General features: G+C 59.6%; 18 protein-coding genes. 14 read left to right on the top strand and 4 right to left on the bottom strand.

The features are described 5' to 3' along the window. Positions 1-4: 4 nt before the first annotated feature. Entirely contained in the window at positions 5-2,410 is a 2,406-nt protein-coding gene (locus tag AD663_RS09370) for a DNA translocase FtsK (protein ID WP_003180100.1), read from the bottom strand. Between the two features lie 318 nt (positions 2,411-2,728). Here AD663_RS09370 and trxB point away from each other — a divergent pair, with 318 nt between their 5' ends. From trxB to infA, 4 genes are all read left to right on the top strand, one after another. Beyond that, complete coding sequence (trxB, locus tag AD663_RS09365) at positions 2,729-3,688, top strand: thioredoxin-disulfide reductase (RefSeq protein ID WP_003180098.1); 960 nt, start codon at positions 2,729-2,731, stop codon at positions 3,686-3,688. Between the two features lie 72 nt (positions 3,689-3,760). Beyond that, on the top strand, positions 3,761-4,441 hold the full coding sequence (gene aat / locus AD663_RS09360) for a leucyl/phenylalanyl-tRNA--protein transferase (protein WP_003180096.1): 681 nt from the start codon (positions 3,761-3,763) through the stop codon (positions 4,439-4,441). A gap of 56 nt (positions 4,442-4,497) precedes the next feature. After that, positions 4,498-5,205 carry an arginyltransferase gene (locus tag AD663_RS09355; protein ID WP_003180093.1) on the top strand — a complete coding sequence of 236 codons (708 nt, stop codon included), beginning with the start codon at positions 4,498-4,500 and terminating at the stop codon, positions 5,203-5,205. 100 nt (positions 5,206-5,305) lie between these two features. Continuing rightward, a complete protein-coding gene (infA, locus tag AD663_RS09350; protein WP_002553999.1) occupies positions 5,306-5,524 on the top strand; it encodes a translation initiation factor IF-1 in 219 nt (72 codons plus the stop codon). A gap of 236 nt (positions 5,525-5,760) precedes the next feature. Here the strand turns inward: infA and clpA are convergent, their stop codons facing one another. Beyond that, positions 5,761-8,031: an ATP-dependent Clp protease ATP-binding subunit ClpA gene (gene clpA, locus AD663_RS09345; RefSeq protein ID WP_003180090.1), complete on the bottom strand. Its 2,271-nt coding sequence runs from the start codon at positions 8,029-8,031 to the stop codon at positions 5,761-5,763. Positions 8,032-8,060: 29 nt separating this feature from the next. Beyond that, positions 8,061-8,423: an ATP-dependent Clp protease adapter ClpS gene (gene clpS, locus AD663_RS09340; protein ID WP_003180089.1), complete on the bottom strand. Its 363-nt coding sequence runs from the start codon at positions 8,421-8,423 to the stop codon at positions 8,061-8,063. A 226-nt stretch (positions 8,424-8,649) separates the two neighbouring features. On the opposite strand from clpS, the gene cspD reads away from it, so the two are divergent. After that, on the top strand, positions 8,650-8,919 hold the full coding sequence (cspD, locus tag AD663_RS09335) for a cold shock domain-containing protein CspD (RefSeq protein ID WP_003180087.1): 270 nt from the start codon (positions 8,650-8,652) through the stop codon (positions 8,917-8,919). Between the two features lie 78 nt (positions 8,920-8,997). On the opposite strand, the gene icd is transcribed toward cspD, so the two are convergent. Beyond that, entirely contained in the window at positions 8,998-10,254 is a 1,257-nt protein-coding gene (gene icd, locus AD663_RS09330) for an NADP-dependent isocitrate dehydrogenase (protein ID WP_003180085.1), read from the bottom strand. A gap of 482 nt (positions 10,255-10,736) precedes the next feature. Between icd and AD663_RS09325 the strand changes: the two genes are divergently transcribed. The 9 genes from AD663_RS09325 (at position 10,737) to AD663_RS09285 (ending at position 21,014) form a co-directional block, all read left to right on the top strand. Next, positions 10,737-12,962, top strand: coding sequence for an NADP-dependent isocitrate dehydrogenase (locus tag AD663_RS09325; protein WP_003180083.1), 2,226 nt, complete (start codon positions 10,737-10,739; stop codon positions 12,960-12,962). A gap of 481 nt (positions 12,963-13,443) precedes the next feature. After that, positions 13,444-14,322 (top strand): hypothetical protein, encoded by an 879-nt coding sequence (locus AD663_RS09320; protein ID WP_033045966.1) that lies wholly within the window; start codon positions 13,444-13,446, stop codon positions 14,320-14,322. 199 nt (positions 14,323-14,521) lie between these two features. Further along, positions 14,522-14,968 (top strand): NUDIX hydrolase, encoded by a 447-nt coding sequence (locus AD663_RS09315; protein WP_003180081.1) that lies wholly within the window; start codon positions 14,522-14,524, stop codon positions 14,966-14,968. Positions 14,969-15,026: 58 nt separating this feature from the next. Next, entirely contained in the window at positions 15,027-16,151 is a 1,125-nt protein-coding gene (mnmA, locus tag AD663_RS09310; RefSeq protein WP_003180079.1) for a tRNA 2-thiouridine(34) synthase MnmA, read from the top strand. Further along, positions 16,148-16,771, top strand: coding sequence for a high frequency lysogenization protein HflD (gene hflD, locus AD663_RS09305; protein ID WP_003180077.1), 624 nt, complete (start codon positions 16,148-16,150; stop codon positions 16,769-16,771). The genes mnmA and hflD overlap by 4 nt, the downstream gene beginning before the upstream one ends. A 188-nt stretch (positions 16,772-16,959) precedes the next feature. After that, positions 16,960-18,330: an adenylosuccinate lyase gene (gene purB / locus AD663_RS09300; protein ID WP_003180075.1), complete on the top strand. Its 1,371-nt coding sequence runs from the start codon at positions 16,960-16,962 to the stop codon at positions 18,328-18,330. An 85-nt stretch (positions 18,331-18,415) separates the two neighbouring features. Then, on the top strand, positions 18,416-19,582 hold the full coding sequence (locus AD663_RS09295; protein WP_003180074.1) for a cupin domain-containing protein: 1,167 nt from the start codon (positions 18,416-18,418) through the stop codon (positions 19,580-19,582). Beyond that, a complete protein-coding gene (locus AD663_RS09290; protein ID WP_003180072.1) occupies positions 19,575-20,000 on the top strand; it encodes a GNAT family N-acetyltransferase in 426 nt (141 codons plus the stop codon). The genes AD663_RS09295 and AD663_RS09290 overlap by 8 nt, the downstream gene beginning before the upstream one ends. 252 nt (positions 20,001-20,252) lie before the next feature. Beyond that, on the top strand, positions 20,253-21,014 hold the full coding sequence (locus AD663_RS09285) for a secretin N-terminal domain-containing protein (RefSeq protein WP_053213599.1): 762 nt from the start codon (positions 20,253-20,255) through the stop codon (positions 21,012-21,014). Positions 21,015-21,250 lie beyond the last annotated feature (236 nt).

Genomic DNA, 21,250 nt, shown 5'->3' with positions numbered 1-21,250 from the left:
GTCGTTAGTCGCGCATCGGGCCCGGCGCCAGTACTTCGCGCGAGCCGTTGGTGTTCATGGCCGTCACGACCCCGGCCATTTCCATGGCCTCGATCATGCGTGCGGCGCGGTTGTAGCCGATCTTCAGCTTGCGCTGAACGGCGGAAATCGAGGCCCGGCGGCTTTCCAGGACGAACTGCACCGCTTCGTCATAAAGCGCATCGGTTTCGGCATCGTCATCACCGCCGCCACTGCTGCCCTCGAATCCGCTGCCGGCTTCTTCGACGCCGTTGAGGATATCGTCGTTGTATTCCGGCGCACCGCGCAGCTTCCAGGCTTCCACCACGCGGTGCACTTCGTCGTCGGAAACGAACGCGCCGTGGACGCGGATCGGCAGGCTGGTGCCCGGCGGCATATAGAGCATGTCACCGTGGCCCAGCAGTTGCTCGGCGCCGCCCTGGTCGATGATGGTCCGCGAGTCGATCTTGCTCGACACCTGGAACGCCATGCGGGTCGGAATGTTGGCCTTGATCAAGCCGGTGATCACGTCCACCGACGGCCGCTGTGTCGCGAGAATCAAGTGGATACCCGCCGCACGGGCCTTCTGGGCGATACGGGCGATCAGTTCCTCGACCTTCTTGCCGACGATCATCATCATGTCGGCGAATTCGTCCACCACCACGACGATGGTCGGCAGCTTATGCAGCAGCGGCGCTTCGTCGTGGATGTTTTCGCGGTGGTACAGCGGGTCGCTCAATGGCGTACCGGCCTCTTCGGCCTCCTTGACCTTGGCGTTGAAGCCCGAGAGGTTACGCACGCCCATCTTCGCCATCAGCTTGTAGCGGCGCTCCATCTCGGCAACGCTCCAGCGCAAGGCGTTGGCGGCGTCCTTCATGTCGGTGACCACCGGGCACAGCAGGTGCGGAATGCCTTCGTAGATCGACAACTCAAGCATTTTCGGGTCGATCATGATCAGCTTGGCGTCTTCCGGGCCAGACTTGAACAGGATCGACAGGATCATCGCGTTCACGCCCACCGACTTACCGGAACCGGTGGTACCGGCCACCAGCAGGTGCGGCATTTTCGCCAGGTCGGTGATGACCGGCTTGCCGCCGATGTCGTGGCCCAGGGCCAAGGTGACCGGCGACTTGTGGTTGTCGTACTCAGGCGTCGACAGCACTTCGGAAAAGCGCACGATCTGCCGGTCTTCGTTGGGGATCTCGATGCCCACGGTGGTCTTGCCGGGAATCACTTCCACCACCCGCACGCTGGTCACCGCGAGGGAGCGCGCCAGGTCCTTGGCCAGGTTGGCGATACGACTGACCTTCACGCCCGCGGCCGGCTGGATTTCATAACGGGTGATGACCGGGCCCGGATGGATCGAATCCACCGAGACTTCGACGCCGAATTCCTTGAGCTTGATCTCCAGCAAATGGCCGACGGCCGCCAGGGATTCGGGGGAATAATTGAGCTGTTTCTTTTCCGCAGGGTCCAGGATCGAGATCGGCGGCAAGGTGCCTTCCACCGCGCTGTCGACGAACAACGGCGCCTGCTTCTCTTTCTGCACGCGCTTGCTCTGCTCCGGCGCCTTGGCCGGGGCCATGGTGATGACCGGCGGCACCTGTTTCTCGCGGTCGGACATGTGCTTGCTCAGCGCCTGCTCACGCTCGATCAGGCGTTCCTTGACCTTGGCCTGCTCGCGTTTGTCCGGCACCGTCGGGGCCACTACGTCGTGGACCCGGTCGTCGACTTCACGCAGTTGCGCCACCAATTGCTTGCGCTCGGTGCGCGCCGCCCACCATCGGTTCATCGCGCCCTGGATCAGTTCAATGAGGTCGAGGGTGATCTTGCCGGTGACGTCCATGACCTTGAACCAGGACAGGTCGGTGAACACCGTCAGGCCGAACAGGAACAAAGCGATGAACAGCAGTGTACTGCCCTGGATGTTCAGGGCATTTTTCGCCAGGTCGCCAAGGCTTTCGCCCAACGCCCCGCCCGCCCCGGCCGGCAGACCGGTTGGCGCGTGAAAATGAATATGGGCCAGCGCGGCCCCCGACAGTACCAGGAAGACCAGGCCGATCAGGCGCCAGGAGAACAGCCAGCCGCTCCATTGCCACGGCTCGTGGCGCTGGCGGAAGATCTGGTAGGCCTTGATCGCCAGCAGCAGCGGAAAGATATAGGCGAAATAGCCCAGCACCATGAACAGGATGTCGGCGCTGTAGGAGCCGGCCGGGCCGCCAAAGTTCTGCACGTCGTCGATCTTGCTGTTGTGGCTCCAGCCCGGATCGTCCTTGCCGTAGGTCAGCAAGGCCATCATCAGGAACAGGCACAAGGCACCGATGGCGATCAATGCACCTTCCTTGAGCCGGTAGTGCAACTGCTGGCGCCAGAGCGGAACGACTGTTTTGGGTGCTGCGGTGGATTTCTTCAAAACGCTTCTTTTCCTGCGCCAACGGCGCGTCCATCTGTTGAATGACTATAAAAAACTGCCCATGACGAGCAGGTAAAAAAGTGAATGTGCACAACCGGTACTACTTTTACCACTGTGACGTGCATCCAGAAAACCGCAGGCGTTGCCAAAGATTTTGATCTTTTGCCCGTCCTGCGTTCAAAACTCAAGCATTGTACGGGTTTGCCGGGCCCAAGGCATCGCCCGCACGCTGGGTGACAGCCTAGCCAGAAACGGGTTGCACGGGCGCCAATTTGAGCATGCATTCTCTTTTGTGACAAAGGCTTATGAGGTGTTTTTATGAGCGAAGCGAAGCATTCACGCCTGATCATTCTCGGTTCCGGCCCTGCGGGGTACAGCGCGGCTGTCTATGCCGCCCGCGCCAACCTCAAACCCGTTGTCATTACCGGCCTGCAGGCCGGTGGCCAGCTCACCACCACGGTGGAAGTCGATAATTGGCCCGGCGATGTCGAAGGCCTGACCGGCCCGGTGCTCATGGAGCGCATGCAGCGGCACGCCGAGCGTTTCGACACGCAGATCGTCTACGACCATATCCACACCGCCAAGTTGCAGCAGCGCCCGTTCGAACTGACCGGGGACAGCGGCACCTACACCTGCGACGCACTGATCATCGCCACCGGCGCCTCGGCCCAATACCTGGGCCTGCCGTCGGAGGAGACCTTCGCCGGCAAAGGCGTTTCCGCCTGTGCGACCTGCGATGGTTTCTTCTATCGCAACCAGGTAGTGGCCGTGGTCGGCGGCGGTAACACCGCCGTCGAGGAAGCCCTGTATTTGTCGAACATCGCCAGGGAGGTGCACCTGATCCACCGTCGCGACAAGCTGCGCTCGGAGAAGATATTGCAGGACAAGCTCTTCGAGAAGGCCACCAATGGCAACATCAAGCTGCACTGGAACCAGAACCTGGATGAGGTGCTGGGCGATGCCAGTGGCGTGACGGCCGCGCGCCTGCGCCATAGCGAGACTGGCGAAACCAGCACGTTGTCCCTGGCCGGGGTGTTCATTGCCATCGGCCACAAACCCAACACCGAGCTGTTCCAGGGCCAACTGAAGATGCGCGACGGTTATCTGCTGGTGCGCGGCGGCAGCGAGGGCAACGTCACCGCGACCGACATAGAGGGCGTATTCGCGGCCGGCGATGTGGCCGATCACGTGTATCGACAGGCCATTACCTCCGCCGGCGCCGGCTGCATGGCCGCGCTCGACGCCGAAAAGTATCTCGATGACATCCCGGCCGTTTGACGGTTAACCTCTAGGCGGGCTTTCGCTTGCGAGCTGAGCCTGCCGCCCTCCCCTTCTGCAAGCCGGATAACGATGCTGACCTGGTTACAACGCAATACTTTCGATTTTCCACCACTGGCAAAAGCCATGCGCGACCCCAACGGTTTGCTGGCCGCCGGCGGCGATCTGTCCGCCGACAGGCTGATCCAAGCCTATCGCCACGGCTGCTTCCCATGGTTTTCCGAAGGCCAACCCATCTTGTGGTGGTCGCCCGACCCGCGCACGGTCTTGTTTCCCGACGAATTGCATGTATCGCGCAGCCTGGGCAAACTGCTGCGCAAGCAGCGCTATGACGTGACGTTCGATCAGGATTTTGCCGCCGTCATCAAGGCCTGCGCAGCACCGCGAGACTATGCCGAAGGCACCTGGATCACCGAGGCCATGCAAACCGCCTATCTGGAACTGCACCGCCGTGGCTTCGCTCATTCGGTGGAAGTCTGGGACCAGGGAACGCTGGTCGGGGGCCTGTACGGCCTGGCCATGGGGCAGCTGTTTTTTGGCGAGTCCATGTTCAGCCGAGCCGACAATGCGTCGAAATTCGGCTTCGCAATCCTGGTCCAACACCTCAAGGCAGCCGGTTTTGTGCTGATCGATTGCCAGATGCCCACCGAACACTTGCTCAGCCTGGGCGCCCGGTCGATCCCGCGCACGACGTTCGCCGATTACCTCAAGGCGCACCTGGACCAGCCCAACCATGCAACCTGGGTTTGCTGAGCGACATCCGCACTCCTGGCTTACAATTAGATTTAAAGCTTATCCGAGGGTTGATCATGACCGAGTTGGCGCGTTTGAAGTTTTATGCCACTCAACCCCACTCTTGCAGCTACCTGCCAGAGGAGCAGGCCACGACGCTGTTCCTCGACCCTAGCCAGCCCATGGACGTGCATGTCTACGCAGACCTGTCGGAAATGGGCTTTCGTCGCAGTGGCGATCATCTCTACCGGCCTCATTGCCAGCATTGCAATGCGTGCGTTCCGGCACGTATTCCCGTGGCCGAGTTCATGCCCAATCGCCAGCAGAAGCGTATTTTCAAGCGCAACGCCGATGTCCAGGTCCGACCGGCCAAGCCGCAGTTCAGCGAGGAATACTTCGATCTTTATCAACGCTACATCGAGCAACGTCATGCCGACGGCGACATGTACCCGCCCAGCCGTGACCAGTTCTCGACGTTTCTGGTACGCGACCTGCCATTTTCCCGCTTTTATGAGTTCCGCCTCCAGGGACGGCTGCTGGCCATTGCCGTCACGGACCTGCTGCCCAATGGGCTTTCGGCGGTGTATACCTTCTACGAGCCGGAGGAGGAACGGCGCAGCCTGGGGCGTTTCGCGATCCTTTGGCAAATCAACGAATGCCGGCGCCTGGGGCTCGAAGCGGTCTACCTGGGCTACTGGATCAAGAACTGCAAAAAAATGAACTACAAGACGCAATATCGGCCCATTGAACTGCTGATTAACCAGCGCTGGGTTGTCCTTAGTTAGAACCCCTTGGCTTAAACCCCCTTTTTCGGGCACAATGCACGCCGCTTTTGCCTGGCGCAGTTGCACCGGGCCATTCACTGGATACCGAGGGCTTTACTGCATGTCGAAAGAAGACAGCTTCGAAATGGAAGGCACTGTCGTCGACACCCTGCCCAACACCATGTTTCGTGTGGAGTTGGAAAATGGGCACGTCGTAACCGCGCATATCTCCGGCAAGATGCGCAAGAACTACATTCGTATTCTTACCGGCGACAAAGTGCGCGTCGAGCTGACGCCCTATGACTTGAGCAAAGGGCGTATCACTTACCGCGCTCGCTAACAGGTCAATACAAAACGCCCGGCTGATGTCGGGCGTTTTTGTTTGTCCGCGATTTGCCTTCCACCCTGCGGCCTCGTGTGGGAGCGGGCTTGCTCGCGAATGCGGCTGCACATTCAGCATCATTGCACGCTGATCCACCGCATTCGCGAGCAAGCCCGCTCCCAAAGGACTCTACGGGGGGTAAAGACAGCAAAAAGGCGCCTTTCGGCGCCTTTTGCTTTTGTTACAGGTAACGATCAGGCCATTTCGGCCGTGGTTTCGAAGTCGAAGGTCAGCTCGCCATCCTTGATGTCGATGTGAACCACACCGCCATGCTCGGCCAGTTCGCCAAAGAGGATTTCCTCGGCCAGCGGACGCTTGATCTTGTCCTGGATCAGGCGAGCCATTGGTCGTGCCCCCATCGTCACATCGTAACCACCCTCTGCCAGCCAGCTGCGGGCCGCGTCGGTGACTTCCAGCAATACACGCTTGTCTTCCAGTTGCGCCTGAAGTTCGGTAAGGAACTTGTCCACCACGCTCTTGATGACTTCATGGCTGAGGCGACCGAACTGGATAATGGTATCCAGGCGATTGCGGAACTCAGGCGTGAAGCTCTTCTTGATCACTTCCATCGCATCGGACGAGTGGTCCTGATGGGTGAAACCGATCGAAGCGCGAGCGGCGGTTTCGGCACCGGCGTTCGTGGTCATGATGACAATCACGTTGCGGAAATCCGCTTTGCGCCCGTTGTTATCGGTCAGCGTACCGTGGTCCATGACCTGCAGGAGCAGGTTGAAAACTTCCGGATGCGCCTTCTCGATTTCGTCGAGCAACAATACGCAGTGAGGCTGCTTGGTGATGGCTTCGGTCAGCAGGCCGCCCTGGTCGAAACCGACATAGCCCGGCGGTGCACCGATCAGACGCGATACGGTGTGGCGCTCCATGTACTCGGACATGTCGAAGCGAACCAGCTCGATCCCCATCGCCTTGGCCAACTGCCGTGCCGCCTCGGTCTTGCCGACACCGGTGGGCCCTGCGAACAGGAAAGAACCGACAGGCTTGTCCGGCGACTTGAGGCCGGCGCGGGACAGCTTGATGGCGGTCGACAGCGAGTCGATGGCCGCATCCTGGCCAAACACCGTCAGCTTCAGGTCACGCTCCAGGTTACGCAGCAGCTCCTTATCGGAACTGGTGACGTGCTTAGGCGGAATCCGTGCGATTTTCGCCACGATATCCTCGACCTGAGGCACTTCGATGCGCTTGACGCGCTTCTCCATTGGTTGCAAGCGCTGATAGGCACCCGCCTCGTCGATGACGTCGATGGCCTTGTCGGGCATGTGCCGGTCATTGATGTAGCGCGAGGCCAGCTCGGCCGCCGCGCGCAGGGCTTCATCGCTGTATTCGATGTTGTGGTGCAACTCGAACCGCCCTTTCAGGCCGCGCAGGATACCGATGGTGTCTTCCACCGAAGGCTCCGACACATCGACCTTCTGGAAGCGTCGGGCCAAGGCACGATCCTTCTCGAAGATGCCGCGAAATTCCTGGAACGTGGTGGAACCGATGCAGCGGATATCACCCGACGACAGCAGTGGCTTGAGCAGGTTGGAAGCATCCATGACCCCACCCGACGCAGCCCCGGCACCGATAATGGTGTGGATTTCGTCGATGAACAGGATCGCCTGTGGACGTTTTTTCAATTCGCCGAGCAACGCCTTGAAGCGCTTCTCGAAATCGCCGCGGTATTTGGTACCGGCCAGCAAGGCACCCAGGTCGAGGGAATACACCACGCTATTGGCCAGCAGGTCCGGCACCTGATTGTCGACGATGCGCTTGGCCAGGCCTTCGGCAATCGCGGTCTTGCCCACGCCTGCCTCGCCCACCAGCAACGGGTTGTTCTTGCGACGCCGGGCCAGGATCTGGGCAACACGCTCGACTTCCGCCTCGCGCCCGACCAGCGGATCGATACGACCCTGGCGCGCCAGTTCGTTCAGGTTGCTGGCATAGGCATCCAACGGATTGCCTGAAGAAGAAGACTCACCGCCCTCGTCATCCTGCATATCCTGCTCACCCTCTGAGTGATCGCCGTGCCCTGGAACCTTGGAGATACCGTGGGCGATGTAATTGACGACATCGATGCGCGCAACGCTCTGCTGCTTGAGCAGGAAAACCGCCTGGCTTTCCTGTTCGCTGAAAATGGCAACCAGTACGTTGGCCCCGGTGACCTCACGCTTGCCCGAGCTCTGCACATGAAAGACAGCACGTTGCAGGACACGCTGGAAGCCCAGGGTTGGCTGGGTTTCGCGATCCTCGTCATGAACGGGAATCAATGGCGTGGTGGAGTCGATGAACTCCTGCAAATCATGCTTGAGTTTATCGAGGTTCGCGCCGCAGGCACGCAAAACGGTGGCGGCAGCCTCGTTATCCAATAGGGCCAGCAGCAGGTGCTCGACGGTCATGAATTCATGACGCTTCGAACGAGCCTCCTTGAAGGCAAGATTGAGGGTGACTTCGAGCTCGCGGTTTAACATAGCTTCACCTCATACCCAAGTGGTCGGCGTTAACCGTCCTTCTCGATTTCACAGAGTAGCGGATGCTGGCTTTCCCGGGCGTACTGGTTGACCTGCATGGCCTTTGTCTCGGCGATGTCGCGGGTAAACACTCCACATACTGCCCGTCCCTCTGTATGGACGGCCAGCATGACCTTGGTCGCCAGCTCGCGATTCAGGTTAAAAAACACCTCGAGCACTTCGACGACGAAATCCATCGGTGTGTAGTCATCGTTGAACAAAACCACCTTGTACATCGGTGGCGCCTGTAATGCGGGCTTTGCTTCCTGAACAGCAATGCCTGCGGAATCGTCGTCGTGTAGATCCGGGCGATCCTGATTGAATGTTAGTCGAATCTGGCTGACTGCATGCATGGAAAGAAAGGTTCGTTTAGTTGGCGAATACAGTGATGGGGGCGCTTTCGGGTGATTTCAACCACGACCACCTGGCCGCCTTGACTATCGGGAAAACGGTGTTACAACCAATAGAGCCCATCGTGGGTTAAAAAGGTCCGTGGAATCTATCCTGTATTCAAGATTAGCCTGCGGATGGACTGGATGATACTCCAGTGATGGAGTGCGTTGCAGAGGGATATGGTTTATGTCGGTCGTCAAGATGAATGGCAAGGTGAAATGGTTCAACAACGCCAAGGGCTACGGTTTCATTATCGCAGCCGGCAGGGATGATGAAGACCTTTTCGCCCATTACTCGGCAATCAACATGGATGGCTACAAGACGCTGAAGGCTGGACAACCGGTGACGTTCGACGTCATCCAGGGCCCCAAAGGCCTGCACGCGATCAACATCAGCAGCGTGACCGCCGAAGCAACGCCTGCCCCTGCCAGCGCCAGGGTCACCGAACCCCATTGACCGGCCGTCGCAGCCCGGACAAATGAAAATGCCCGGCTCGATCACTCGAGCCGGGCATTGTGTCGAGCGTCGATCCGCTTACATGTGCGAGATCATCGCATCGCCGAAGCCCGAGGACGAAACCAGTTTGGCACCGTCCATCAGGCGTTCGAAGTCATAGGTCACGGTCTTGGCCGAAATCGCGCCGTTGGTGCCCTTGATGATCAGGTCGGCCGCTTCGGTCCAGCCCATGTGACGCAGCATCATCTCCGCCGAGAGGATCAGCGATCCCGGGTTGACCTGGTCCTTGCCGGCATACTTGGGCGCGGTACCGTGGGTGGCTTCGAACATCGCCACGGTGTCGGACAGGTTCGCACCCGGCGCAATACCGATCCCCCCCACTTCCGCCGCCAGGGCGTCGGAAAGGTAGTCGCCGTTGAGGTTCAGGGTGGCGATCACATCATATTCGGCTGGACGCAGCAGGATCTGCTGGAGCATGGCGTCGGCAATGGCATCCTTGACGATGACGTTCTTGCCGGTCTTGGGGTTCTTGAACTGCATCCAAGGTCCGCCGTCGAGCAGGGTCGCGCCGAATTCCTCGGCCGCCACTTCATAGGCCCATTCCTTGAAGGCACCTTCGGTGAACTTCATGATGTTGCCTTTGTGCACGATGGTCAGCGAATCGCGATCGTTGTCGACGACATACTGCAAGGCCTTGCGCGCCAGGCGCTTGGTGCCCTGCTTGGAAACCGGCTTGACGCCGATGCCGCAGTCCTGGTCGAAACGGATCTTGGTGACGCCCATTTCTTCTTTAAGGAACTTGATGACCTTGGTCGCTTCAGGCGAACCGGCCTTCCACTCGATACCGGCATAGATGTCTTCGGAGTTCTCGCGAAAGATGGTCATGTCCACGTCGCCAGGCTTCTTGACCGGGCTCGGAACGCCTTCGAACCAACGCACCGGACGCAGGCACACGTACAGGTCCAGTTGCTGGCGCAGGGCCACGTTCAGCGAACGGATACCGCCACCGACAGGGGTGGTCAGCGGGCCCTTGATGGAAACCACGTAGTCCTTGACCGCGTCCAGGGTTTCCTGGGGCAACCAGGTGTCCTGGTCGTAGACCTGGGTGGCTTTTTCACCGGCGTAGACTTCCATCCAGGAAATCTTGCGCTTGCCGCCATAGGCCTTCTGCACCGCAGCGTCCACAACCTTGATCATGACCGGACTGATATCGACGCCAATGCCGTCGCCTTCGATGAAGGGGATGATCGGGTTGTCGGGAACATTAAGAGAATGGTCTGCGTTGACGGTGATTTTGTCACCGACGGCTGGAACCTGAATCTTTTGATACCCCATGCTGAACTCCATTGCTTGGATTGAACATCTGGCTTGCGTTCGAGCGTACCCCACTTGAATCGGCACGCAAACCCTACGTTAGGCTCATCGAGACCAAAGCCGTGCAGTTCGCTGCGTATAAGCCTGAAAACCAAGGGGAAAGTGCCAATCATGAGCATAGTTTGCCTCCCCTGGCCTGCGACGTTTAGACCAATGGACGTGTACGAAGGTCTATGAACCATCGGCAGATTGCCAGCTACCTATGTATAATGCCGCCGCTGACCACAGGGTCACGACGGCTGACTGCTCTACGACAAGACTCTCAGCCCGTTAAAAGCCGGTCCGTTACCGCGGCCCGACCGCTTGACGCTCGACTGATGCACCCAACATCACCGCGAAGAAACCTCGACATTCGGCTCACGGATGACTTTGAACGAACGCGCTTACCCGGCGCCCCTCGAGTTTCTGCGCATGCTTTAGCAAAGAAGAGAGTTAATCCGAATATGCCCACCCGCTCGAAGATCATCTATACCTTCACCGACGAAGCGCCCGCCCTCGCCACCTATTCACTGCTGCCGATCGTCGAAGCCTTTACCGCTTCGGCCGATATCGCCGTGGAAACCCGCGATATCTCCCTCGCAGGGCGCATCCTGGCCAGCTTCCCCGAGCAACTGGGTGACAAAGCCGTAGCCGACCACCTCGCCGAACTGGGCGACCTGGCCGTTACGCCTGAAGCCAACATCATCAAGCTGCCGAACATCAGCGCCTCGGTGCCGCAACTGCAGGCCGCGATCAAGGAATTGCAGGCCCAGGGCTACGCACTGCCGGACTACCCGGAAACCGTGACCAGCGACGCCGAAAAAGACGCTCGCGCCCGCTACGACAAGATCAAGGGCAGCGCCGTGAACCCGGTCCTGCGCGAAGGCAACTCCGACCGCCGCGCGCCACTGTCGGTCAAGAACTACGCCCGCAAGCACCCGCACAAGATGGGCGCCTGGGCAGCCGACTCCAAGTCCCACGTGGCCCACATGAGCACCGGCGACTTCTACGGCAGCGAAAAAGCCGCCCTGATCGACGCCGCCGGCAGCGTGAAAATCGAGCTGATCGCCCAGGACGGCACTGCCACTGTCCTGAAGGAAAAGACCACCGTACAAGCCGGTGAGATCCTCGACTGCGCCGTGCTGAGCAAAAAGGCCCTGCGCGACTTCATCGCCGCTGAAATCGAAGACGCCAAGCAAAAAGGCGTGCTGCTGTCGGTTCACCTCAAGGCGACCATGATGAAGGTCTCCGACCCGATCATGTTCGGCCAGATCGTTGCCGAGTTCTATAAAGACGCCCTGGCCAAGCACGCCCAAGTGCTGGAGCAGATCGGCTTCAACCTGAACAACGGCATCGGCGACCTGTACGCCCGCATCAAGGCCCTGCCGGCCGAGCAGCAGGCGCAGATCGAAGCCGATATCCAGGCAGTCTACGCGGCGCGTCCATCCCTGGCGATGGTCAACTCCGACAAAGGCATCACCAACCTGCACGTGCCGAGCGACGTTATCGTCGACGCCTCGATGCCGGCCATGATCCGTGACTCCGGCAAGATGTGGGGCACCGATGGCCAGTTGCACGACACCAAGGCTGTGATCCCGGATCGCTGCTACGCCACCATCTACCAGGCGGTGATCGAAGACTGCAAGCAACACGGCGCCTTCGACCCAACCACCATGGGCAGCGTGCCGAACGTCGGCCTGATGGCGAAGAAAGCCGAAGAATACGGCTCCCACGACAAGACCTTCCAGATCAAGGCCGACGGCGTTGTACGGGTTTCGGACAGCACCGGCCGCACCCTGCTGGAGCAGAACGTCGAGGCTGGCGACATCTTCCGCATGTGCCAGACCAAAGACGCGCCGATCCAGGATTGGGTCAAGCTGGCCGTCAACCGTGCCCGCGCCAGCAGCACTCCGGCAATCTTCTGGCTGGACCCAATGCGCGCCCATGACGGCGTAGTGATCGAAAAGGTCCAGACTTACCTGAAGGACCACGACACCGCTGGCCTGGAAATTCGCATCATGTCGCCGGTCGACGCGATGAAGTACACCCTGGCCCGCACTCGCGAAGGCAAGGACACCATTTCGGTGACCGGCAACGTGTTGCGCGACTACCTGACCGACCTGTTCCCGATCATGGAACTGGGCACCAGCGCCAAGATGCTGTCCATCGTGCCGCTGATGAACGGCGGCGGCCTGTTCGAAACCGGCGCTGGCGGCTCGGCACCCAAGCACGTCCAACAGTTGCTGGAAGAAAACTTCCTGCGCTGGGATTCCCTGGGCGAGTTCCTGGCCCTGGCCGCATCCCTGGAACACCTGGGCGTGACGTACAACAATCCTAAAGCGTTGGTACTGGCCAAGACCCTGGACCAAGCCACTGGCGAATTCCTGGATCGCAACAAGTCGCCTTCGCGCAAGGTCGGCGGTATTGACAACCGCGGCAGCCATTTCTACCTGACCCTGTTCTGGGCCCAGGCACTGGCCGCCCAAAACGACGACGCTGCCCTCAAGGCCCAGTTCGCGACCCTGGCCAAGACGCTGACCGACAACGAAGAGAAAATCGTTGCCGAACTCAACGCCGTCCAAGGCAAACCAGTGGACATCGGCGGTTACTACTTCGCCAACCCAGAGCTGACCAGCAAGGCCATGCGCCCAAGCAGCACCTTCAACGCGGCGATTGCTGCGCTGGTGTAAGGGCGTAAGGCGGGTTTCGTAGGCTGCTCATGCTGGCCTGTGTGACCCAGCCCTTTTTGGCCTGACGAGAAAATGCCCGTATCGCAAGATACGGGCATTTTTTATGTGCGGCATCTTAAGTCCGGACCAAGAAACCTGCTTGACAGAATCAAGACAAAACCTAGGCTTAACGACATCGTTCTAAGTACGCCCTCTTCACTGAAGGCGCATGAAGTAAACCATGAGCGTTGGAAGCCACGGCGTGCCCCGAACATGCCTCTTCAACGCTTGCTGGATGCGAGATGTCTCGGCAAGAGAACGAGAGAGAGTCAGATCAGGCGTCATTCTGATTGCCTGCAGGTGTATCGACCTCAAGTGAGCGAAACCGGATTGCTTACATCGGCTACGTAGCGATAGCAGTCCTTCCTAGATAGTTTGAGTTTTCAGCGAAAAACACGCACTTAAAACTCACTACCTGACTCATAGACTGAGGAAATACACCGTGAAAAAGACTGCGCAAGTCATTATGAACGCTCAAATACCCTTCACCATTGGGAATTTAGACCTCCAACCACTGCGAGGCTCTCCCACCCTATTCAGGAGAGAGGGCCTTGATGAGCCTTTTGAATACCCTAAAATAGAGGAATTTCCCGACCATTACGCCCTACGCTGCTCTACAGACATCCGCCCCAATCGCCATGGACAGATATATAACTACATCCCCACCACACAACAACTAACCTTTACAAGCCCAGACACCACCTACACATTCAATTTAAACAAATTCGGAAATCAAGTTATCTATTCAACCAACTCACCCGGCGCAAGCGTCAGGGCTCCCTCTATTGTCTTCGAGGACTTTCCAGGGTTAATTCAACTTGAAATGCACAGACCCGGTAAAAAATTCGACCAACAGTCAGACAAGGTCGAATGGCTCGCGATCCAAATCAACGACCAGGCCGTCAAACATCCTTCAACCAGCCCCGTGCTTCCTGCCCCGAAAAAAAAGGCCCTACAAGTCGTTATCAACCCCACGGACAGATTTTCTTTTCTAGGTAACGTCACGCTCTATCTTTCAGGCTGCGACGTATACCAAGAATACCCACCAGGAGAAATACAAAAAATTAACAAGCTCGTTGGGACGATGTCTACCGACTTCTACCTGACACCGGACAAAAGCTATCCACCTGGCGTAACGACCCTGACGATAGAAGATGGGTTTTCGGACGCAACTGCCATCATCGAATTTGACCACGACACTTCAAAAAAACAGGTAACCATTACAATCAGATCATTTGCAGGCACAGGCAAACTTTGTGACCTACGAGACTTTCCTTACCTCGACAAATACTATCCGAATGCGATATGCATCGCTCTGTAGGAATAGCCATACCTTGCTTAGCGCCCAGAAGGGCAATTGAACTCAACATTCAGGTCACTGACAGGAGGACTCAATCACCTGCATGGGAGTTTGCTCGGGACGGCGATTCATCATTCGTTTAATATCGAGTAACCCGTTGCTATTGCGAGCAAGCTCTGCCCACAGCGGCCTGCATTCCAATTTCAAGATAAGGACTCCCATGAACTGGCAACCCCACATCACCGTCGCCACCATCGTCGAAGACAACGGCCGCTTCCTCATGGTGGAAGAGTCCAAGGGCGGACGCGCGGTGCTCAACCAGCCTGCCGGCCACCTGGACCCTGACGAAACACTGATCGAAGCGGCCGTGCGCGAAACCCTGGAAGAAACCGGCTGGGACGTCGAACCCACGGACGTGGTGGGCATCTACCTGTACACCGCCCCCAGTAATGGCGTCACCTACCAGCGCGTGTGTTTTGCCGCCAAGGCCTTGAACCATCGCCCCGACTATCAACTGGACGACGGCATTCTCGGCGCCAAGTGGCTAAGTCACGACGAACTGCTCGGACAGCGCGATCATTGGCGCAGCGAGCTGATCATCCGCTGCATCGACGATTACCTGGCCGGCCATCGCCACAGCCTGGCGCTGATCCGTCCTTCTCTTTAGCCTTGCGCGCCCGGGCCTGATAGAATCGCGTCCTTTTTCAAGACACTCATAAATTCCCATGCGTGATCCAGCCCCTTCTGACACATCCAAGAAGCGCGTCATTGTCGGCATGTCCGGCGGCGTGGACTCTTCCGTTTCCGCCCTTCTGCTGATCGAGCAGGGTTATGAGGTGGAAGGCCTGTTCATGAAGAACTGGGAAGAAGACGACGGAACCGAATACTGCACCGCCATGGACGACCTCGCGGACGCCCAGGCCGTGTGCGACAAGATCGGCATCAAACTGCACACCGCCAACTTCGCCGCCGAGTACTGGGACAACGTGTTCGAGCACTTCCTGGCCGAATACAAGGCCGGTCGCACGCCGAACCCTGACATCCTCTGCAACCGCGAGATCAAGTTCAAGGCGTTCCTCGACTACGCCATGATGCTGGGTGCCGACCTGATCGCCACCGGCCACTACGTGCGCCGCCGTGACATCGATGGGCGCACCGAGCTGCTCAAGGGCCTGGACCCGAACAAGGACCAGAGCTACTTCCTGCATGCCGTCGGCGGCGAACAGATCGCCAAGACCCTGTTCCCGGTAGGCGAGCTGGAAAAGCCTGAAGTGCGTGCGATTGCCGAAAAACACGAGCTCGCCACCGCCAAGAAGAAAGACTCCACCGGCATCTGCTTCATTGGCGAGCGCCGCTTCAGCGACTTCCTCAAGCAATACCTGCCGGCCCAGCCAGGCGAGATCAAGACCACCGAAGGCGAGGTCATCGGCCGCCACCATGGCCTGATGTACCACACCATCGGCCAGCGCCAGGGCCTGGGCATCGGCGGGCTGAAGGACGCCGGTGAAGAGCCGTGGTACGTGCTGATCAAGGACCTGGAGCACAACGAGCTGATCGTCGGCCAAGGCAACGACCATCCTTGGTTGTTTTCCCGCGCCCTGCTCGCCTCCGACATCTATTGGGTCAACCCGGTCGATCTGAGCGAACCGCGTCGCCTGACGGCCAAGGTCCGCTATCGCCAGAGCGACCAGCCATGCACGCTGGAAAAAACCGCCACGGGCTATCGCGCTACGTTCGACGACCCGCAACGGGCGGTCACGCCCGGCCAGTCCGTCGTGTTCTATGACGGCGAAATCTGCCTGGGCGGCGGCGTGATCGAAGTCGCCGAGCCCTGGAGCAGCAAGGCATGACGCCTATCCAGGAACAGCTGACGGCATTGGGCGGTGTGTTTCTCGCCGCCGTGCTGGTGGACAGGATTGCCAAGACCGGCCAGGCCACCGAAGCGGGCGTGGGCTGCATGCTCGGCAGCCTGCTGGTTCGCGACCCCAAGGACACCCTGGAGGTATACGGCGGCGATGACCTAAACCTGCGCGAGGGTTACCGCGCGCTGGTCGGCGCCTTGGAGCGCGATCCCAGCGCCCTGCAACGCGAACCGCTGCGCTACGCCCTGTCGATGCTGGGCCTGGAGCGCCAGTTGGCCAAGCGCGACGACCTGCTGGACACCATCGGCAAACGCTTGCCGCAGATCCAGTCCCAGGTCGAGCACTTCGGCCCGTCTCACGAAAACGTCATTGCCGCCTGCGGCGCGCTGTACCAGGACACCCTGAGCACCTTGCGCCAACGCATCCAGGTGCATGGCGACATGCGCAACCTGCAGCAGCCGAGCAATGCCTCGAAAATTCGCGCGCTGTTGCTGGCCGGGATTCGCTCGGCACGCCTGTGGCGGCAACTGGGTGGTCATCGCTGGCAACTGGTGATCAGCCGGCGCAAATTGCTCAAGGAGCTTTACCCGTTGATGCGCAGCGAATAAATCGCCTCGACCGGTTTTTTTGTGGATTTTTGAGGGCTGTTTTGCAGCCCAGCGGGAGCAAGCTCCCTCGCCACATGACAGCTTTATCTCGTTACGCGTAATACGCCGGTCAGTTGGCGACGGACCGGCGATGGATTTCATGTATGATACGCGCCCCATTTCGTTGCCCGACTGTCCGAGAACACCCCATGCAGCTCTCTTCGCTCACTGCGGTTTCCCCTGTTGACGGCCGCTACGCCGGCAAAACCCAGGCCCTGCGCCCGATTTTCAGCGAGTACGGCCTGATCCGTGCCCGCGTCCTGGTTGAAGTGCGCTGGCTCCAGCGCCTGGCCGCCCACCCTGGTATCAGCGAAGTGCCGGCGTTTTCCGCCGAAGCCAACGCGGTACTGAACACCCTGGCGGACAATTTTGCGCTGGAGCACGCCGAGCGTGTGAAAGAGATCGAGCGCACCACAAACCACGACGTCAAGGCCATCGAATACCTGCTCAAGGAGCAGGCGGCCAAGCTGCCGGAACTGGCCAACGTCAGCGAGTTCATCCACTTTGCCTGCACCAGCGAGGACATCAACAACCTGTCCCACGCGCTGATGCTGCGCGAAGGCCGTGATGAGGTGATGCTGCCGCTGATGCGCCAGACCGCGCAGGCCATCCGTGAACTGGCGATCCGCTTCGCCGACGTCCCGATGCTGTCGCGCACCCACGGCCAGCCGGCTTCGCCGACCACCCTGGGCAAGGAACTGGCGAACGTGGTCTACCGCCTGGAGCGCCAGATCGCCCAAGTCGCCGCCGTGCCACTGTTGGGCAAGATCAACGGCGCAGTGGGCAACTACAACGCCCACCTGTCGGCCTACCCGGACATCGACTGGGAAGCCAACGCCCGCGCCTTCATCGAAGACGAGCTGGGCCTGAGCTTCAACCCGTACACCACTCAGATCGAACCCCACGACTACATTGCCGAGCTGTTCGATGCGATCGCGCGCTTCAACACCATCCTGATCGACTTCGACCGCGACATCTGGGGCTACATTTCCCTGGGTTACTTCAAGCAGCGCACCATCGCCGGCGAAATCGGTTCGTCGACCATGCCGCACAAGGTCAACCCGATCGACTTCGAAAACTCCGAAGGCAACCTGGGCATCGCCAACGCATTGTTCCAGCACCTGGCGAGCAAACTGCCGATCTCCCGCTGGCAGCGCGACTTGACCGACTCCACCGTGCTGCGCAACCTGGGCGTCGGTTTTGCCCACAGCGTCATTGCCTACGAAGCCAGCCTCAAGGGCATCAGCAAGCTGGAACTGAACGAGCAGAAAATCGCCGCCGACCTGGACGCCTGCTGGGAAGTCCTGGCTGAGCCGATCCAGACCGTGATGCGTCGCTACAACATCGAAAACCCGTATGAAAAGCTGAAAGAACTGACCCGTGGCAAGGGCATCAGCCCTGAAGCGTTGCAGACTTTCATCGATGGCCTGGACATGCCGGCCCAAGCCCGCGAAGAGCTGAAGAAGCTTACGCCGGCCAGCTACATCGGCAACGCAGCGGCACAAGCCAAGCGCATCTGATCCACGGCTTTTACCTTTGAGACGCCCGGCCGCGCCGGGCGTTTTTATTCGCGTCTGAAAAGTATATTTTTTCAATAGGTTACACATGAATCCTGACATTCCACTGCAACTTCTGGGCGGCATCACGGCACGGGAGTTCCTGCGCGACTACTGGCAGAAAAAACCATTGCTGATCCGTCAGGCGATTCCTGACTTCGAAAGCCCGATCGACGCCGATGAACTGGCTGGCCTGGCCCTGGAAGAAGAAGTCGAGTCGCGCCTGGTGATCGAACACGGCGAACGCCCTTGGGAATTGCGTCGCGGCCCGTTCGCCGAAGACGAATTCAGCAAGCTGCCGGAGCGCGAGTGGACACTGCTGGTGCAGGCTGTCGATCAATTCGTGCCGGAAGTCAGCGAACTGCTGGAGCACTTCCGCTTCCTGCCGAGCTGGCGCATCGACGATGTGATGATCAGCTTCGCCGCCCCGGGTGGCAGCGTGGGTCCGCATTTCGATAACTACGACGTGTTCCTGCTGCAGGGCCATGGCAAGCGCAACTGGAAAATCGGCCAGATGTGCAACTCCGAAAGCCCGCTGCTGGAGCACGCCGACCTGCGCATCCTCGCCGACTTCGAGGCCACCGACGAGTGGACCCTGGAACCGGGCGACATGCTCTACCTGCCGCCGCGCCTGGCCCATTGCGGCGTGGCCGTGGATGACTGCATGACTTACTCGGTGGGCTTCCGCGCACCGAGCGCCGCCGAAGTGCTGACCCACTTCACCGACTTCCTCAGCCAGTTCCTGCCGGACGAAGAACGCTACACCGACGCCGACGCCCGCCCGGTCGCCGACCCGCACCAGATCCAGCACGACGCCCTCGACCGCCTCAAGGGTTTGCTGGCCGAGCACATGAGCGACGAGCGCTTGCTGCTGACCTGGTTCGGCCAGTTCATGACCGAACCGCGCTACCCGGAACTGGTAGTGGGCCCAGAGCTGGAAGAAGACGATCTGCTGGCCGGCCTGGAGCAAGGCGCGGTGATCATCCGCAACCCGAGTGCCCGCCTGGCCTGGTCGGAAGTCGATGATGACCTGCTGCTGTTCGCCAGCGGCCAGAGCCGCTACCTGCCGGGCAAGCTGCGCGAGCTGTTGAAAATGATCTGCGCCGCCGACGCCCTGCACATCGAGAACCTCGGCCCATGGCTGGCCGATGAAGACGGTCGCGGCCTGATCTGCGAGCTGGTCAAGCAAGGCAGCCTGGGGTTCGCCGATGAATAAAATCCACGTTCGTGTCGCAGACTGGCAAAAGGATAACGCCGAGATCCGGCGCATTCGTGAGACCGTGTTCATTGCCGAACAGTCCGTCCCGCCCGAGCTGGAATGGGATGCCGACGACCAGGGGGCCGTGCACTTCCTGGCGTTCGAGGGTGACTTTCCCATCGGCACCGCGCGCCTGCTGACCGATGGCCATGTCGGTCGCGTCTCGGTCCTCAAGGACTGGCGCGGGCTGAAGGTGGGCGACGCGCTGATGCACGCCGTGATTACCGAAGCCGAGAAACGCGGGCTCAAGCAGCAGATGCTCAGCGCCCAGGTGCATGCCACGCCGTTCTATGAGCGGCTGGGCTTTGCGGTGGTCAGCGAGGAATTCCTGGAAGCCGGGATTCCTCACGTGGACATGGTGCGGCATTCGGCCTGACACCCGCTGGAAGCAGCAACGCAATATCCTGTGGCGAGGGAGCTTGCTCCCGCTGGGCTGCGTAGCGGCCCTTCTATTTTGGGGCCGCTTCGCGACCCAACGGGAGCAAGCTCCCTCGCCACAACTGCGCAGCACACCAGAACGCCCCGCCATCCTTCGATGCCGGGGCGTTTTGCCGTCTACCATTCAACTTGCCCCAACCGGGGCCGACAAACTGGCAATATCAAGCCTTTGTCTCGCGGAGAAATGGACATGTCCTTACGCACCCTGCTGACCACCCTGCTGCTCGGCTGCAGCCTGGCGGTCATGGCCGACACGCAAGTCGTGCCACTGAACTACCGCACCAGCGCAGACCTGCTGCCGGTGGCGCAGAACTTCATCGGCAAGGACGGCCAGGTCAGCGCCTACGGCAACCAACTGATCGTCAATGCCGAGCCCGGCAAGATCGAAGAGCTGAGGCAGTTCCTCGCCCAACTGGACACCGCCCCCAAGCGCTTGTTGATCACCGTCGACACCAACGAAAACAACCTGCAAGGCGACCAGGGCTACTCGATCAACGGCGCCGCCCCCAGCCAGACCCGCATCATCAACCGCAGCACCGTCAGCCGTGAGGGCGGCGTGCAGCAGGTACAAGCCAGTGAAGGCCAGCCCGCACTGATCCAGGTCGGCCAAAGCGTGCCATTCACCAGCAATCAGACTGACAACTACGGCCGCATGCAAAGCCAGACTGAATACCGCAACGTCACCCAGGGTTTCTATGTCACCGCCAGCGTCACCGGCGAGACCGTTCATCTGAGCATCAGTACCAACCGTGACCGCATGAGCCAGGAACGTCCCGATGTAGTGAACATTCAGAGTACCGACACAACGGTCAGCGGGCGCCTGGGAGAATGGATCACCCTGGCCGGCGTGAATCGGCAGAACCAGGCCGACAAACAGGGTCTGACCCGCAGCTACTCGACCCAAGGCCGGGACGACATGATTTTACGGGTCAAGGTCGATACCCTGAACTGAAGCACCAAAAACTGACTGATGAGTCGTATTAGACCAAAGATGTAGTGCTATAAAAAAAGCACTACAAAACGTTTGACGAGGCAAAAAACCGAAGGCATGATGGCCTCGCTCCCGCTAATCAGGGGCCCTGGCAAGGGCCTTCGGGTCGACGCTTGCAACTACCCTGCGAGCCGATTCGTGTCTGTACCGCCCACAAGGTGTGTTTGACGAGGTTGCGACTGGAACGAAGTTGTCCC

This window comes from Pseudomonas sp. Q12-87 (genome assembly GCF_001269755.1).
Lineage (GTDB): Bacteria > Pseudomonadota > Gammaproteobacteria > Pseudomonadales > Pseudomonadaceae > Aquipseudomonas > Aquipseudomonas fluorescens_S.
The sequence above is the reverse complement of the archived record's forward strand: the minus strand, read 5'-3'. Positions and strand labels throughout refer to the sequence as shown.

Bases quoted from the DNA above. Each gene is read 5' to 3' on its own strand.
- AD663_RS09355 (WP_003180093.1), top strand. From the start codon at position 4,498: ATGACCGAGTTGGCGCGTTTGAAGTTTTATGCCACTCAACCCCACTCT.
- AD663_RS09325 (WP_003180083.1), top strand. From the start codon at position 10,737: ATGCCCACCCGCTCGAAGATCATCTATACCTTCACCGACGAAGCGCCC.
- AD663_RS09315 (WP_003180081.1), top strand. From the start codon at position 14,522: ATGAACTGGCAACCCCACATCACCGTCGCCACCATCGTCGAAGACAAC.
- AD663_RS09290 (WP_003180072.1), top strand. From the start codon at position 19,575: ATGAATAAAATCCACGTTCGTGTCGCAGACTGGCAAAAGGATAACGCC.
- purB (WP_003180075.1), top strand. From the start codon at position 16,960: ATGCAGCTCTCTTCGCTCACTGCGGTTTCCCCTGTTGACGGCCGCTAC.
- cspD (WP_003180087.1), top strand. From the start codon at position 8,650: ATGTCGGTCGTCAAGATGAATGGCAAGGTGAAATGGTTCAACAACGCC.
- AD663_RS09295 (WP_003180074.1), top strand. From the start codon at position 18,416: ATGAATCCTGACATTCCACTGCAACTTCTGGGCGGCATCACGGCACGG.
- aat (WP_003180096.1), top strand. From the start codon at position 3,761: ATGCTGACCTGGTTACAACGCAATACTTTCGATTTTCCACCACTGGCA.
- trxB (WP_003180098.1), top strand. From the start codon at position 2,729: ATGAGCGAAGCGAAGCATTCACGCCTGATCATTCTCGGTTCCGGCCCT.
- hflD (WP_003180077.1), top strand. From the start codon at position 16,148: ATGACGCCTATCCAGGAACAGCTGACGGCATTGGGCGGTGTGTTTCTC.
- clpS (WP_003180089.1), bottom strand. From the start codon at position 8,423: ATGCATGCAGTCAGCCAGATTCGACTAACATTCAATCAGGATCGCCCG.
- icd (WP_003180085.1), bottom strand. From the start codon at position 10,254: ATGGGGTATCAAAAGATTCAGGTTCCAGCCGTCGGTGACAAAATCACC.
- clpA (WP_003180090.1), bottom strand. From the start codon at position 8,031: ATGTTAAACCGCGAGCTCGAAGTCACCCTCAATCTTGCCTTCAAGGAG.
- mnmA (WP_003180079.1), top strand. From the start codon at position 15,027: ATGCGTGATCCAGCCCCTTCTGACACATCCAAGAAGCGCGTCATTGTC.
- AD663_RS09285 (WP_053213599.1), top strand. From the start codon at position 20,253: ATGTCCTTACGCACCCTGCTGACCACCCTGCTGCTCGGCTGCAGCCTG.
- infA (WP_002553999.1), top strand. From the start codon at position 5,306: ATGTCGAAAGAAGACAGCTTCGAAATGGAAGGCACTGTCGTCGACACC.